General features: G+C 60.4%; 12 protein-coding genes. 6 read left to right on the forward strand and 6 right to left on the reverse strand.

The genetic code is table 11. The annotated features are described in order from the left end of the window. Nucleotides 1-7 precede the first annotated feature (7 nt). The 3 genes from HDF08_RS12850 (at nt 8) to HDF08_RS12860 (ending at nt 3,927) form a co-directional block, all read left to right on the forward strand. Nucleotides 8-2,113, forward strand: coding sequence for a M1 family metallopeptidase (locus HDF08_RS12850; protein WP_179639086.1), 2,106 nt, complete (start codon nt 8-10; stop codon nt 2,111-2,113). A gap of 70 nt (nt 2,114-2,183) precedes the next feature. Continuing rightward, entirely contained in the window at nt 2,184-3,320 is a 1,137-nt protein-coding gene (locus HDF08_RS12855) for a hypothetical protein (RefSeq protein WP_179639087.1), read from the forward strand. Nucleotides 3,321-3,393: 73 nt separating this feature from the next. Then, nucleotides 3,394-3,927 carry a SixA phosphatase family protein gene (locus HDF08_RS12860; protein WP_179639088.1) on the forward strand — a complete coding sequence of 178 codons (534 nt, stop codon included), beginning with the start codon at nt 3,394-3,396 and terminating at the stop codon, nt 3,925-3,927. On the opposite strand, the gene HDF08_RS12865 is transcribed toward HDF08_RS12860, so the two are convergent. After that, the gene (locus HDF08_RS12865) at nt 3,879-5,441 is read right to left on the reverse strand and encodes a Ppx/GppA phosphatase family protein (RefSeq protein WP_179639089.1); all 1,563 of its coding nucleotides are present in this window, start codon (nt 5,439-5,441) and stop codon (nt 3,879-3,881) included. The two genes, HDF08_RS12860 and HDF08_RS12865, sit on opposite strands and share 49 nt — an antisense overlap. Nucleotides 5,442-5,567: 126 nt before the next feature. After that, nucleotides 5,568-5,966 (reverse strand): hypothetical protein, encoded by a 399-nt coding sequence (locus HDF08_RS12870; RefSeq protein ID WP_179639090.1) that lies wholly within the window; start codon nt 5,964-5,966, stop codon nt 5,568-5,570. A 274-nt stretch (nt 5,967-6,240) separates the two neighbouring features. Here HDF08_RS12870 and HDF08_RS12875 point away from each other — a divergent pair, with 274 nt between their 5' ends. The 3 genes from HDF08_RS12875 to HDF08_RS12885 all read left to right on the forward strand — a co-directional run bounded on the left by HDF08_RS12875 (nt 6,241) and on the right by HDF08_RS12885 (nt 11,824). Next, complete coding sequence (locus HDF08_RS12875) at nt 6,241-8,364, forward strand: ArnT family glycosyltransferase (protein ID WP_179639091.1); 2,124 nt, start codon at nt 6,241-6,243, stop codon at nt 8,362-8,364. A gap of 76 nt (nt 8,365-8,440) precedes the next feature. Then, the gene (locus HDF08_RS21720; RefSeq protein WP_373563184.1) at nt 8,441-10,552 is read left to right on the forward strand and encodes an ArnT family glycosyltransferase; all 2,112 of its coding nucleotides are present in this window, start codon (nt 8,441-8,443) and stop codon (nt 10,550-10,552) included. 90 nt (nt 10,553-10,642) lie between these two features. Next, nucleotides 10,643-11,824 carry a glycosyltransferase gene (locus tag HDF08_RS12885; protein WP_179639092.1) on the forward strand — a complete coding sequence of 394 codons (1,182 nt, stop codon included), beginning with the start codon at nt 10,643-10,645 and terminating at the stop codon, nt 11,822-11,824. Between the two features lie 206 nt (nt 11,825-12,030). Here HDF08_RS12885 and HDF08_RS12890 read toward each other — a convergent pair whose 3' ends face one another. The 4 genes from HDF08_RS12890 to HDF08_RS12905 form a co-directional block, all read right to left on the reverse strand. After that, nucleotides 12,031-12,432 (reverse strand): MerR family transcriptional regulator, encoded by a 402-nt coding sequence (locus tag HDF08_RS12890; RefSeq protein WP_179639093.1) that lies wholly within the window; start codon nt 12,430-12,432, stop codon nt 12,031-12,033. 131 nt (nt 12,433-12,563) lie between these two features. Continuing rightward, nucleotides 12,564-12,845, reverse strand: a complete 282-nt coding sequence (locus tag HDF08_RS12895) for a hypothetical protein (protein ID WP_179639094.1) — start codon at nt 12,843-12,845, stop codon at nt 12,564-12,566. Between the two features lie 6 nt (nt 12,846-12,851). Further along, nucleotides 12,852-13,352 (reverse strand): hypothetical protein, encoded by a 501-nt coding sequence (locus tag HDF08_RS12900; protein ID WP_179639095.1) that lies wholly within the window; start codon nt 13,350-13,352, stop codon nt 12,852-12,854. A gap of 128 nt (nt 13,353-13,480) precedes the next feature. After that, nucleotides 13,481-14,731 (reverse strand): DnaJ C-terminal domain-containing protein, encoded by a 1,251-nt coding sequence (locus HDF08_RS12905; RefSeq protein ID WP_179639096.1) that lies wholly within the window; start codon nt 14,729-14,731, stop codon nt 13,481-13,483.

The raw sequence follows: 14,731 nt of genomic DNA on the forward strand, positions 1-14,731 counted from the left end.
TCCCCGTATGCCGCGCCTCCACTTATTCCTCGCCGCCACCCTGCTTCTCCTCCCCCTCGCCCTCCCCGCCCAGACAACTCCGCAGCCCAGCATCGCCACCAACTCCCCCGACGGCAAGCCACTCTCCACCCGCGTCGTCGCCTACAACATCGACGCCAAACTCGACACCAGCAAAAAAACTCTCGACGCGACTGAGACACTCACCTATAAGAACCTTACCGGCCAATCCCTCACCTCCATTCCCTTTCATCTCTACCTCAACGCCTTCCGACCCGAGTCCACCTTCACCCGCGAAACCCACTTCACCGGCGGAGTCCGCGACCCGGGAGACGAGAGCAGCTACCCCCCAGAGAAGCTAGGCAGCATCACCATCTCCCACATCGAGGCCGACGGCTACGGCGACCTCACCGCAGCCATGCACTTCATCGCACCCGATGACAACAACGCCGAAGACCACACCGTAGCCGAACTCACCCTCCCCCATTCCCTCGCGCCCAACGACTCCATCACCTTCCGCATCGCCTTCCACGACGTCTTCCCGCTCTCCGTCGCGCGCAACGGCTACAAGCGAGACTTCATCATGGGCGGCCAGTGGTACCCCAAGCCCGGCGTCTTCTGGCACGGTGCCTGGAACTGCCATCAGTACCACTCCACCACCGAGTTTTTCTCCGATTTCGCCACCTTCCGCGTCTCCCTCACCCTTCCTCGTCGCTACATCGTCGGAGCCAGCGGCGTCCCCATCGGCGAAGTCATCAACTCCGACAACACAAAGACCCTCACCTTCTATGGCGAAGACATTGGAGACTTCGCCTGGGCCGCCAGCCCGAACTTCACCATCACCGACGGCACCTACCTCTCCTCCCTCGGACCAGTAAAGATCCACGTCCTCGCCCTCGCCGCCCATCCCAAAGCCGGCTTCCGCTACCTCGACATCATTCAAAAGACCCTCGCCCAGTTCGACCAGCGCTACGGTCCTTACCCCTACAAGATCGTCACCGTCATCGACCCCGAACCCGGCTCAGAGATGGGTGGCATGGAATACCCCACCCTCTTCACCGGCGACACCTCCTGGTACGAACCAACCCACCTCACTGAGATCGCCGCCGAACACGAGTTCGGCCACCAATACTGGTACGGCATGGTCGCCACCAACGAGTTCGAAGACGCCTGGCTCGACGAAGGCATCAACTCCTACACCGAAGTCGGTGTGCTCGGTGCCATCCTCGGCCCCAACACCTCCGTCTTCGATCGCTCCTACGCCAACGCAGGCGACTATGAAAATGAGCGGCTCGAATACATCGCCAAAGCCGACTTCGATCCCGTCACCCGTTGGGCCTACAAGTTCCGCGACGCCAACTCCTACGGCGGCATTACCTACGGCAAATCGGCAACCCTCCTCGCCACCCTTGAAGGCATCATCGGCCGCGACACTATGGACGAGGCCATGCGCACCTACTTCATGCGCTATCGCTTCACCCATCCCACCACCGAAGACTTCCTCCGCACCATTGAAGAAGTAGCCATAAAAAACGGCCGCGCCACCGCCATCGGAGGCGCAGTCATCAATCGCTCTGCTCAAACAGCAACCCAACCAGACACCTTACCACTCGCTGCTCAGACGGGTCTCGCCGCCGTCTTCAATGCTCCAGTCAACTCGCAGGTCATACCCGTCTCAAGTCTGCGGCCCTACTTCAACCAGGCCGTCTACGGAACCCAGGTGTTCGACTACGCCGTCGATCAAGTCTCCTCCGATCCCCTCACGTGGTGGCTTCCCGAGCCGAAAGACAAGAAGCAGATCCAGTACCTCTCTACCGTCTACCTCCGCCGCAAAGGCGACTTCGTCCTCCCTGTCACCGCAGAGATCGTCTTCGACGATGGCACCCGCCTGCGCGAACACTGGGACGGTCTTGATCGCTGGACCAGGTTCACCTACACCCGCAACGCGAAAATTCTCTCCGTCGAGATCGATCCCGACCACACCATCCTCATGGACAAAAACTTCTTCAACAACAGCTACACCACCGCAGCCAACAACATCCCCGCCCGCAAGCTCTCCAACCTCTGGCTCAGCCTCCAACAACTCTTAGCCCAACTCGCCTCCTGGATCGTATGAATGCTGGTTTTTTAACTGACCATCTGACTAAAACTGAAGGCCCCGCACTCATAAATCAGGAGTTCTCTAAATGATCGAACGTCGCAACATCTTTCTTCACGGGCTCTTCCTCACGCTGCGCCGATTCCCCGCGGTTCTCTGGGCCTACGCTTTCAACCTTGCTCTCGCACTGATCTTCACAGTCCGCCTTCATAGTCAGTTCAGCTCAATCATGGATCACTCCCTCGCCGCTCAAAAACTCACAAGCGGCTTCGACCTCGGTGCCGGAGCTGAAGTTGTACTCCGCCTGCAAGACGGCCCTTCCGCCGGCGCTACCGGCTCCTTATCGTCCATCCCCCTTTACCTGCTAGTCTATTTTCTGCTGGTCCCAGGAACGCTCTTCTGCTACCAGACCAAAACTCCTGCCCGCCTCAGCACTCTCCTCCACCAGGGCCTGCTCCACTTCTGGAGATTCGCCCGCATCACCCTCCTCACAATCCTGATCTCTGCGCTCATCCTCGGCCCTCTCGTATTTCTTCAGGGCAAGTGGGCCGAACACGTGGACAAGCACGCTGTTGGACGTCACGCCTTCTTCGCGACCTTAATCGGTTACATTCTTATCTTCCTCGTCGCCTCCATCCTCCGCCTCTACTTCGATCTCGTCGAGGTCTACACAGTCCAGCTAGGTCAACACCTGCGCCACAACGGCAAACCGGACCGCCGCATGCGTCGCGCTCTCGGCCCCGCCTGGAGAACCCTCCGCGCCCACTTCTCTCAAGCCTGGCCGGTCTTCCTCTTCCTCACCCTCCTCGGAGCAGCCGCCGTCATCGTCACCGCCCGCACCTCCATGCACATGCTCGCCCAGCCGCGAGTCTGGCCCACCGTCGTGCTCGCTCAGCTCGGACTCTTCCTCTACCTCTTCACCCGTTTCTGGCAGCGCGGAGCTGAAACCTCGCTCGCCCTCCAGAACCCGATCTTCCGCCCCTCTCCCCTGCCGATCCTTCCAGTCGTAGGCAAGATAAATCCCATCGACCCGCTGCATCCCAATCACCCCATCACAACCCATACCCCCATCCCCACCCACGAAACACCGCAGCCATCGCAACCCCTTGCCCAAACCCCAGCCCCAATCCCAGACCCAATCCCAAATCCCGAACCACCCTCCCCCTCACTCGATGAGCCAGACCCAGGAGTCTTCCATCACGATCCAACCAAACCAGCGCAATAGTCCGCGATCTCACCACAAGTTCACAGCCCGGCCATGATGCAGAAACAACCCTGCGGTAAAATGTGAATAGATTATGAATTTGTACATTCTTCGCCACGCCAGCGCCGGTCTTCGTCGAAAAAACCCCCTCCTCGACTTAAAACGCCCCCTCGACAAAGAGGGTAAGAAGCACAGCCTACAGCTCGCCTACGTGCTCAACGCATTGAACATCCAGTTCGACCTCATCGTCTCAAGCCCACTCAAGCGCAGCCTCCAGACCGCCACACTGATCGGCACCGAAACCGGCTACGAGGCCCCGATCCTGCAATCGGAATCACTCGCCCCCGCCGCCACCGTCAAAGACTTCCAGAAGCTCCTGCGCGACTTCGCCAGCCACGAAAACATCCTCGTCGTCGGTCATAATCCCAATCTCACTACCTTCCTGGGATCGCTTCTGGTGCCCGCATCCAGCCCCGAAGCCAAGATCCGGCTGCGCAAAGGCTCCATCGCCCGCGTCGTCCTCACCCGAGGCCCAGCGACCCTGCAGGCCCTGCTGGACCCCCGCACCGTCCGCGCCCTCTACGCCACCTCGACGAAGAGCTCCCGCCGAAAGACCTCGCGGAAGTAAGCCGCCTCTTTCTTCAGCGACCACGCCTCCAGCTCCGCCCCACCGCGACCTGGCACCAGCTCCAGCAGCACCCGCTTTGGGTACACATGCGTCTTCATCTGGAGCACGGCACTCGCCCGATCCTGATTCAGCGCCACCGCCAGCCGCAGCAGAACCACGGCCCGCGTTACATTCATGTGCTCTTCCACAGGAATCCACCGCATCGGCCGGTCCAGCGCATCAGGCCGGCTCTTCCCCATGTACCGGGCAACAGCGCTCACGATCATGCGCTGCTCCGGCGAAAATCCGAAGATCTCCGAGTTCGCAATGATGTACTGCGTATGCCGGTAGTGTCCCTGGTGGTTCATAAACTTGCCCACATCCTGCATCATCGCCGCCGCCTCAAGCCACAGCCTGTACTCCTCCGGCAGCTCATGCACCCGCGCCAGGGCATCGAACAACTCCACCACATGCTGTCTCACCGGCTCCACCTGCCGCTGCTCGATTCCATATCTCTCACAGACCTCCAGCACACCAGCCCATCGCTCGCTCTCGATCTTCTGGTGCACTGAGGTCCGCAGATCCACCTCCGCCAGCATCTGCGCCAACATCCCATCCCGCAAGCCCAGCGGCGAATAGCGAAAGCCCTTCAGCCCCATCTTCTCCAGCAGGCTCGCATACACCAGCGACCCGCCAATAATGATCTCCGACCTTCGCGGCCCAATCCCCGGAACCGCCTCCCGCTCGGCGTTGTTCATCTTCGCCAGCCGATCCGCCAGCCTTCGCACATCGGGAGTATCCGCAGTCAGTGCACCCACGCGCTCCAACCGCTTCTTGGCCAGCGTCTTCTTCACGAGTCTGCCTTTACGAACATGCCCACTCGCCTCCGCCAGCGCCGACGCCGTCCCCGACGTCGCAATCACCAGCCCCACCCTCGGCGTTCCCAGCTTCTTCTCCGCCCGCTTCAACTCGCGGTCGATAAACTGCTTCAACCGCGCTACATCCTCCTTCGACGGAGGATCGGTCCGCAGAAACTCCTCCTGCAGCCGCACCGCGCCCAGCGGCATACTCACCATCGACTTGTTCCGCCCCCCATCCGACAGCGTTACCTCGCAACTCCCGCCGCCCAAGTCGATCAACAGACACCGCCCCCGTGCCCCAACCTCATGCGTCACCACCCCCAGATGAATCAGCCGCCCTTCCTCGAGCCCTGAGATCACCTCGACGTTCCATCCCGTCGTCGCCTTCACCCACTCCGTAAACGCCGCGGCATTCCGCGCGTCCCGCATCGCGCTCGTCGCCACCACACGAACCTTATCCACCACATGCAGCTGCACCGCCTTGTGGAACCGCTTCAGCGCCCGAATCGTCGACGCCATCGCTTCAGGCGAGATCACTCCCGTCTGAAACACACTCTCCCCCAGCCGCGTCACCTCGCGGTCCTCGTGCAGAGTCTTCAACCGGTGCATCTGAACCGTAGCAATCTTCAAGCGGCAAGAGTTCGATCCAATATCTACGGCGGCAAAAGTGGCCATGAGGCTAGTTACTCCAGGTAAAATCAACCGGGCTTGCACGGAGATCACCGAGCAAAACCCTATGTTTAGCAAGATACATGTTCAAGGTAGTGTGAAAAACAAAGACGTTGAGACTGCGGTAGCGTCTCAGTTTGAAGAAATGCCACTGACTATACGAGCGATCATTGGTCGGGTATAGACCTCCATGGGGTCCTCGTCGCGATTGTTACCGTGGTAGTACTCTCCTTCATCAAAAGCGAGGTACACCTCCCAGAAGAGGTCTGGGCGATGCTCGTCAGCGGATGTAATCACACCGAACAAATCGTTGATAACTGCATCACAGAATGCAAACGTCAACTCGGAAGCGTGAAAACCGCGCGCTAGATAGAGTGCTATCTGATCGTATAGCGTGGATCGGGACGCGCCAAGAGAATCGCCCCAACGTTGGACGTCCGCTTCACTCAACCCCGTCACGCGCGGATGAGGGTAACCCAATTGATCTTTATATAAACCCTTTAGTTCAGAGGTTACTTCGGCAAAGCTCATATCCTCATAGCTCCAAAAAACATGTTCTCTACTAGTAGCACCTATCAGATTGCTGCTAGTAGATGAGAACCTAATAATTCAGCCTGCGAGAACGTTATTCATGCTTTGCAGTGATATATCGATCGCGGCAAACGTAGGCATGATTCTGGAATCACCTCAGGGAGCAAAATCCCACCTCCAGCAGATTACATCCCGCAGCCGATTCCCTAAATCCCGCCCGCCGACACCAACAACATGCCCTCTCCCCCATTTATGCTTAGAGAGCGCCCAAATCATGATCAAAGAAACCTTACTTGAAGCATCCGCTGGCACGAAGGCGTCCCTCGACTCCTGCACGCCCCGCCGCTCCACAGCTCTCCTCGTTCTCACCGGACTCTGGCTCATCATCTTCTTCGCAGCCCTCTTTACTCCCCCGCTGCTCGACGACGCCGACGCCACCCATGCCAGCGCCGCCCGTCACATGGCCCTCTCCGGCGACCTCGTCACCCTGCGCGTCAACGGCATTCGCTACCTCGAAAAGGCGCCGCTCCCCTACTGGCTGGGAGCACTCAGCTTTCGCCTCTTCGGCTTCAACAGCTTTGCCGCGCATCTCCCTCAGGCCATCGGTGTTCTTCTCCTGGCGTTGCTCGGGTACTACTGGGCCTATCGAGCCTTCAACGCCCGCGCCGCCTTCTACACCGGCCTCGCAACCCTCACCACCGTCGGCGTCTTCCTCTTTACCCGCTACTACATTCCCGAGGTCCTGCTCTCCCTCTTCCTCGCCATAGCTCTCTCCTGCCTCCTACGATCCCTCAACGCAACCACAACCCAGCAGAGTACAGACACCCGCGCATCGTTCTCCCCAGCTGTCTATGCTTACACCATGTGGACGGCGCTCGCTCTCGCCGTCCTCACCAAGGGCCTCGTGGCTCTCGTCTTTTTCTTCGGCGCAGCCATCGTCTATCTTGCTCTCAGCGGCGAATACAAAAACTGGCGCAGTCTCAAACCCTTCACCGGCATCCTGCTCTTCCTCGTCATCGCGGCTCCCTGGCACATCCTCGCCGGCCTGCGCAACACCGGAGGCATGAACGGCCACGGCTTCTTCTGGTTCTACTTCATCAACGAGCACGTCCTCCGCTTCCTCGGCCGCCGCTACCCCAAGGACTACAACAAACTCCCCGGCTATCTCTTCTGGAGCCTTCATCTCGTCTGGCTCTTCCCCTGGTCGCTCTTCTGCGGAACCCTCTGCCGCCAGGCCTACCTCGCCTTCCAGCGCTACCGAGCTTCGAATCCCGCGCCAGTCGACGAAACAAGAACCTTCTACTGGCAGCCCTACGCCGTCGTCGTAGTTGGTCTCATCCTGCAAAACGCCTTCAAGATTCCCTACATCTTCACGCTCTTCCTGGCGCTCATCCTCTTCCTGCTCCATGGTCTTCGCCGTCGCCAGTCGAACTCCCCGTCCGGCACTCCGTTGCTTCGCGTCAACACCCTCGCCCAGCGCAGCACGCTCCTTCTCAGCATCTTCGCGTCACTCGTCCTGGTCTTCTTCTCTCTCTCCACCAACCAGGAGTACTACACCTTCCCCGCCTACCTCTCCATGATCCTTCTCCTCGCCGTCGCCCTCGCGCACGCCGAGCAGACCTACTCCACCGACTCCGGCTCCCGCCGCTGGATCACCGTCGGCCACGCCACATTCACCGTCCTCGGCGTCGCCATCGCCATCACACTCCTCTACGGCCTCTGGACCTCCCGCCACCTTCCCATTGTTCCGGACATCGGCGATCTCCTCGCCCATCGCGGTGTAGGCGACTACACCCTCTCCATGTCCGGCATCTTCGATCTCACCGGCCCCAGCTTCGCCGCCCTGCGTCTTCCCGCAACACTAGCCGCCATCGCCTTCCTCATCGGCCCCGCCATCGCCTGGTTTCTGCGCTCCCAACGCCGTCACCTCGCCGCAAGCGTAGCCGTAGCCCTCACCGCAACGGCCTTCTTCATCGCAGCCCACATCGCCTTCGCCCGCTTCGCCCCCATGCTCTCTTCCAAGAGCTTCGCCGACACCATCCAGCAGCTCGAAGCCGACCATTCCATCTCCCGTGAAAACAAAGTCATCCTCTTTGGCGATCAGTCCTACGGCTCCTCGATCACCTTCTACCTAGGCCGTCAGGTTTATCTCGTCAACGGCCGCGCCTCCTCCATGCTCTTCGGCGGCACCTTCCCCGACGCGCCTCCCGTCTTCCTCACTTCGGAAGATCTCCTGACGATCTGGGGCAAAGGCGAACGCAAACTCCTCTTCGTCCCCCTGGAGAAACGCGACACCGTCGACCAACTCCTCGGCAACCACAAAGTCCTTCTCTTCGAAAGCTCCGGCAAAGCCCTCTTTACCGACCGTCCCCTGGACTATCCAAGCAGAACTCCCTGAGTCGAATCAACGAGACAACTCCCAACTCGCAGATCGACCGCATCACCGGGTTATCTGGCAAAGCCATAAACCGAACATGCAGAACCAGCTAAAACTCGACGAAGAAACCCCAGTGCACGAGACCTCTCCACAAAACGCCACATCGCGCCGCCTTTGGAATCCCGCCTCTCTCGCTGTCATCTTCTTTCTCTGGCTCATCCTCCAGATCGGCGGCCTCTTCACCCCCGGTCTCCTCGACGACGTCGACTCCATCTACATCGAGATCGCCCGCGAGATGCTCCAACGCCACGACTACGTTACCCCCTACATCGACGGCATACGCTTCTTCGACAAGCCTCCCCTCATGTACTGGATGGCCGCCGGCTCCATGCGCCTCTTCGGCATCCACGACTGGGCCGCGCGCCTCCCCCTCGCTCTCGCCGTCCTCGCGCTTCTTCTAGCCGTCTACGCCCTCGGCATTCGCCTCTTCGCAACCGTCACTCCATCCTGCAAGCCCGATCGCGGAGGTTTCTACGCAGCCATCGCCCTGGCCACCAGCATCGGCCCCTACCTCTACACCCGCTTCTACATCCCGGACATCCTCATCGCTCTCTGGATGACCCTCGCCGTCCACCTCTTCCTCATAGCCCTCGACCACATCCACGAATCACCACAAAACCGGACATCTGAGATCGAGTCACAAAACCGGGTGCCCCATCTTCGCGGCAGTCTTATCGCCGCTAAGATGAGCAATCGCGTAAGCGATCCGCTCTCCTCCCCCACCCACGAAAGCCCGGGTGCCCCATCCTTCGCGCACTTTGCGAAGGGTGGGAACGTAAGCTCCTCCGCTCTCCTCCCATGCCTTGCCTTCGCCGCAGTCATGGCCCTAAACGTCCTGACCAAAGGACTCATAGGCGTGGTCTTCCCCATAGCCTTCGTCCTCCTCTACCTCGCCATCACCAGACAACTCCACCTCCTCCTGAGACTCCACCTCATCCCCGGCACCCTGGTCTTCCTGACCATAGCCGCCCCCTGGCACATCCTCGCCGCCCTCCGAAACCCAGCCATCTCTATGACCCCAGGCCTCGGTCTCCCAGCCAAAGCGGGCTGGGCCTGGTTCTATCTTTACAACGAGCACATCGCCCGTTTCCTCTCCAAACGCATCCCCCACGACTACGGCCAAACCCCCGTCCTCGTCTTCTGGATCTATCTCGCCATCTGGATCATGCCCTGGACCGTCTTCCTCCCCGGAGCGATCGCCGCCCACATCCGAACTCTCCGCCACCGCATCGCCACAAACACCCTCACTCGCGCACGCGAGCACGAAGCATCGCTCTCTCTCCTTCTCTGGAGCCTCCTCGTCATGGGCTTCTTCTCCCTCTCCAGCCGCCAGGAGTACTACTCCATCCCCGCAATCCCCGCTCTATGCCTTATGGGCGGCGGCCTCCTCGCTCAAGCCGACCAGACTCAAAGTCGCACCTCCACCAAACTAGAAGCAGCCAGCAGCGCCCTCCGCTGGCACCTCTGCCTCCTCCTCCCCCTCTCCACCACCCTCGCCATCGTCTGCGGATACTTCGCCCTCACGGCACCCCACCCCGCCCCCGGCACCGACCTCGCATCTCTCCTCAACTCCAACCCCGACTTCTACAACCTCTCCCTGGGCCACCTCTTCGACCTCACCGGAGACGCCATGGGACTCTTCCGCGGCCCCCTCACCGCCGTTGCCCTCAGCATGCTCGGCGTCGGAATTGGCAGCTATCTCCTGCGCCGCCGCTCCTTCACCTACGCCGCAAATCTCGTGCTGGCCGCCGCCATGACCATCACCCTCCTCGCCGCCCACGAGGGCCTCGTCCGCTTCTATCCCGTCCTCGGATCGAAGAATCTCGCCCTCACCGTCAAACAGCAACTCCGACCCGGCGACCGCGTCATCATCGACGGCTGGCTCTCCTCCGGCTCCTCTCTCCTTTTCTACACCGGCCAACAGGCAGGCCTCGTCAACGGGCGCATCTACGGTCCTTGGTACGGCTCTTTCTGGCCTGACGCTCCCCCCATCTTCGGCACCGACGACGGACTCCGCCAGGCCTGGACCGGACCCCAGCGCATCTTCCTGCTCACCTTCAGCAAACAACGCGCCGCCGACCTCGCACGCTTCGCCCCCGTTCATCTCCTCGGGGCAGAGGGCGGCAAATTCATCCTCTCCAATCGATAATTGTTCCTCTGACAAAACCTCCCAACACCACGCACCCCGAATCCCCCGCAGTGGCACAACAGCACCCGAGTCGATATCCTTACAGCAGTCATGTTTTCCACCCTGCTCCTGATCGCTCGAGTCGCCCTCATCCTAGGCATACTCGGCACCCTGACCTCCGGAGTATCTTTCCTTCTGGCCATCATAGGCGGCCTGAAGTTCCGCTCCCGCCGCAATGATCAAGGCAGCTACGCCCCTCCGGTAAGCATCCTTAAGCCTCTGCACGGCAAGGAAATGGGACTCGAGCAAAACCTCGAGAGCTTCTTCCGGCTCACCCATCCCGACTTCGAAATCATCTTCTGCGCAAGGTCCCTCTCCGACCCCGGAATCCTCTGCGCTCAGGAGGTAGCCAGCCGATTTCCATCCATCGCTGCGCGTTTCATCGCCTCAGGCGAACCGCTCTGGCAGAACCCCAAGACCTTCTCCATGGCGCTCTTGGTCGAAGCAGCCACGCACGAGATCATCCTCTTCTCCGACAGCGACGTCCGCGTCAGCCCCTCCTACCTGCACGACATCCTGCAACCTCTCGCCAACCCTGCCGTCGGACTAGTCACCTGCACCTTCCGCGGCAAACCCGGACGAAGCACCTCCCTGCTCACCGCGCTCACCCAGACCGTCGAGTTCTCCAGCGGCGTCCTCACCGCAAATCTACTCGAAGACATCAAGTTCGGACTCGGGCCCACGCTCCTCACCCGAAAGCCCCTGATCGACGAGATAGGTGGCCTCAAAGACATGGGAGATCTGCTCGCCGACGACTTCTGGCTCGGCAACCGCATCGCAGAGAAGGGCTACAAAGTAATCCTCTCCACAGCCATCGTCGATCACTGCATCAACTACGGAAGCGTCCTCTCCGGATTGCACCATCAGATCAGCTGGATGAAAAATACTCGCGGCACCCGCCCCGCCGGACACCTTGGCACCGGCCTCACCTACGCCATGCCCTTCGGCATCCTCGGCCTTCTCTCCGCCCTCGCCATCGGACGCCCCACCCTCGGCCTCTGGCTCCTCTTTGCCGCGCTCGCAAATCGCTGGCTTCAGGCCCTCCTCATCGGCTTCGTCATCATGCGCGACAAGCTCGCTCTAAAATTCTTCTGGCTCTATCCCCTGTGCGATCTCCTCGGCTTCTACAGCTGGGCCGCCAGCTACTTTGGACGAGAGATCATCTACCGCGGCGAGCGCTACCGCATCAACCCCGGCGGCGTCCTGGTTCGCCTAGGCCCCCTGCAACACTAGGCTAAGAATCTGTCCTGCCGGACGGGCCTCCTACGCGGAGGGCGGGCGTTCGCACGCCTTTTTCAGCTTCGCCCGGTCCTCCCGTTGGTCGGAATCATCTTCCTTCGCGACCAGCGGGAGCGCCACGCGAAGCGGGTATACAAGTCACGAAGTGACCGCCCCACGCGCAGTGGGCCCGTCCGGCAGGACCGGCTTCTGAACCCCCCTCAGCTACTCTTCTTATCCTTCCGCCCCGTCACCACCACCTGCCGTCGCATAGGAACCAGCCCAGTCCCAGGCACCTGCTGTTGCTGCATCCGCGTCAGCATCTCCGTCCGCACATAGTCGACGAACCCCTGCATCTGCCGGTTCATCTCCTCCATCCGCTCCCGCATCTGCAGCACAATTGCGATCCCCGCGATGTTCACCCCCAGATCCCGCGCCAGGTTCAAAATAAACTCCAGCCGCTCCAGATCTTCATCGGTATACAACCGCGTATTTCCTTCACTCCGCGACGGTCGCAGCAACCCCTCCCGCTCATACAGCCGCAGCGTCTGCGGATGAATCTCGTACATCTCCGCCACCGACGAGATCATGTACGCGCCCTTGGTCTTCCGCTTTGTCGCCATAGTCCCAACCCCTGAAGTCCCAGCCCCGATCAAATCCTTTATCGAAGTCTAGCTCCTCAGGGCACACGATCGTCAAACAACCTCTGGGATGCCATCCTCAAGATCAACATCGAAGTTATTCGCGCACCTGCCTACCGCAAAAGACCAGCCGCCAGCGTCGCACCTCGAACTCGTCCCATCCCCTGCTCATCCGCAGTTCCCACCCGCCTCGCCGCCAGCACGTCATACTTCCCGTAGTCGATCGTCACCTTCGCCTCGCCGCCAATCCGTACATGCGTCGTCGAAACATTCTTCGCAGGAACCCAAACATCCCCCCGCCGCATGTACCACGAGTCGAACGCTGCGCAGTCAATCATCCAGGAAGGACTCTTCACCGGCTCCCCCATTACGCGCACCATGGCAAAGTCATCCATGCTCACTCACACCTTCCCCCGGTAGGCCACCTTGCTCGAGACCTTCGGTTCCACCTTCAGCACCCACGTGTTCACGCCAGCCAGTTGCTCCTGCCCCACCAACTCCACGTTATAGGTGTCGGTCGAAAACAGCGACCGCTGCCAATCCATCTTTGCAGCCGTCTGCTCTTCTCTCTCCACCAGTCTGTGCAACACCTCCTTACACAACACCTTCGAGCCTGACTCCGACAGCACCGTGAAGTACTTCCGCCCCGGAGCCACATACTCCGCCCGCACCACCATCTCCGCGTGGTGCCTCCCGCCGGTTCCGTCGTACTCCAGATGATAGGTGCGGTCCGTCCTGTAGTGTTCCAGTGCCGCCTGCCGCTCGCCGTTTTTCACCAGCATGCGGCCAACAATCACCTCAGCCGCGATCGCAATCCACTCTGCGCCTGCACCCACCCCGCACAGGCCATCACCATGGAGAACAGGAGACCGGGAAACATCAGCGCCTTCGCCAGAAGCCACATGGAATCACCTCCGAACTAAAGAGATTTCATCACGCTGCACCAGAATCAGTGCAAACAAACCATGTACGTCTGAATATTTCTCAGTGAATGGCCCGGCAATGGCCCGGCTCCACGGCGAAGTTGTTTTTACGCCTTCGCAAACAAATCTTCGCGAGGATCCTCCGGATTCAACTTCGCCAGCTCCCGCAGAATCTCCTTGCTCCGCTCATCCTGCACCTTCGGCACCACGATCTTCACCTCAACAATCTCATCCCCGCGCACTCCTTCCCGCGAGGCCGAAGGCACGCCCTTCTCCCGCAACCGCAGCTTCTGCCCCGTCTGCGTACCCGGCGGAATCTTCAACTGCGTCCGCGCTCCACTCTCATGAGAATCGATCGTTGGCACGTCAATCTTCGCTCCCAGCGCTGCCTCCGTCATCGTAACCGGAACAGTTACATATATGTCATCCGCACTCCGCGTAAATACCGGATGCGTCCCCGCCTTGATGATCAAAAACAGATCTCCGGCAGCCCCACCGTTGATCCCGGCATTGCCCTTCCCCGCCAGCCGAATCCTCTGCCCATCGCGCGTCCCCGCCTTGATGCGAAACTCCAGCGGCTCCCGCTTCGTCACCACGCCCTCGCCATCGCACGTCGGGCAGGAGTTCTGCACCTTCCCCAACCCGCCGCACCGAGGGCATTGAATGTTGAACTTCATCCGGCCGCCCATCTGCGTCACCTGCCCCGACCCATGGCACTCCGAGCACTCCACGCTCCCGCCCGTCGTCGACTTCCCCTTGCACGTCGGGCAGACCTCCTGCCGCTGAATCTCCAGCCGCGCCACGCCGCCGCGCACCGCCGTCCAGAAGTCCACGCTCACCTGGTACTCAAGATCAGTCCCAGGCTGCGGCCCGCGCGAAGCCTGTTTTCCGCCGTTGAACATCCCGCTGAAGATGTCCTTGAAGCTCCCGCTAAACCCACCGCCCGGCTCCTGCTGCTGCGCCGCTCGCCCACTCTGAAAGTCCGAAAAATCGAAACCGCCAAAGTCGAACGGAACCTCCTGCCCACCACGCGGTCCACGCTGCGCCCCACCATACCCACCAGAAGAAGACGCGCCTCCGCCATGGCCGCCACGAGCAGCAGCCTCCGCCGCAGCCGGGTCGATATTGTCCGAGTAGAACCCAAACTGGTCGTAGATCTTCCTCTTCTTCTCATCACTCAAAACATCGTTCGCCTCGGAGATCTCCTTGAACTTCTCCTCAGCTTTTTTGTCATTCGGATTCACGTCCGGGTGATACTTCCGAGCAGCCTTCCGAAAAGCCTTGCGAATCTCATCTGCCGTCGCCGTCTTCTTTATGCCCAGCGTGCCGTAGTAGTCCTTCGTCTGTGTCGTCGCCAT

This window comes from Tunturiibacter empetritectus (assembly GCF_013410875.1).
In the GTDB taxonomy this organism is placed as follows: domain Bacteria; phylum Acidobacteriota; class Terriglobia; order Terriglobales; family Acidobacteriaceae; genus Edaphobacter; species Edaphobacter empetritectus.

Coding starts and splice junctions, on each gene's coding strand:
- HDF08_RS12850 (WP_179639086.1), top strand. CDS start 8: ATGCCGCGCCTCCACTTATTCCTCGCCGCCACCCTGCTTCTCCTCCCC.
- HDF08_RS12855 (WP_179639087.1), top strand. CDS start 2,184: ATGATCGAACGTCGCAACATCTTTCTTCACGGGCTCTTCCTCACGCTG.
- HDF08_RS12860 (WP_179639088.1), top strand. CDS start 3,394: ATGAATTTGTACATTCTTCGCCACGCCAGCGCCGGTCTTCGTCGAAAA.
- HDF08_RS12865 (WP_179639089.1), bottom strand. CDS start 5,441: ATGGCCACTTTTGCCGCCGTAGATATTGGATCGAACTCTTGCCGCTTG.
- HDF08_RS12870 (WP_179639090.1), bottom strand. CDS start 5,966: ATGAGCTTTGCCGAAGTAACCTCTGAACTAAAGGGTTTATATAAAGAT.
- HDF08_RS12875 (WP_179639091.1), top strand. CDS start 6,241: ATGATCAAAGAAACCTTACTTGAAGCATCCGCTGGCACGAAGGCGTCC.
- HDF08_RS21720 (WP_373563184.1), top strand. CDS start 8,441: ATGCAGAACCAGCTAAAACTCGACGAAGAAACCCCAGTGCACGAGACC.
- HDF08_RS12885 (WP_179639092.1), top strand. CDS start 10,643: ATGTTTTCCACCCTGCTCCTGATCGCTCGAGTCGCCCTCATCCTAGGC.
- HDF08_RS12890 (WP_179639093.1), bottom strand. CDS start 12,432: ATGGCGACAAAGCGGAAGACCAAGGGCGCGTACATGATCTCGTCGGTG.
- HDF08_RS12895 (WP_179639094.1), bottom strand. CDS start 12,845: ATGGATGACTTTGCCATGGTGCGCGTAATGGGGGAGCCGGTGAAGAGT.
- HDF08_RS12905 (WP_179639096.1), bottom strand. CDS start 14,731: ATGGCGACGACACAGACGAAGGACTACTACGGCACGCTGGGCATAAAG.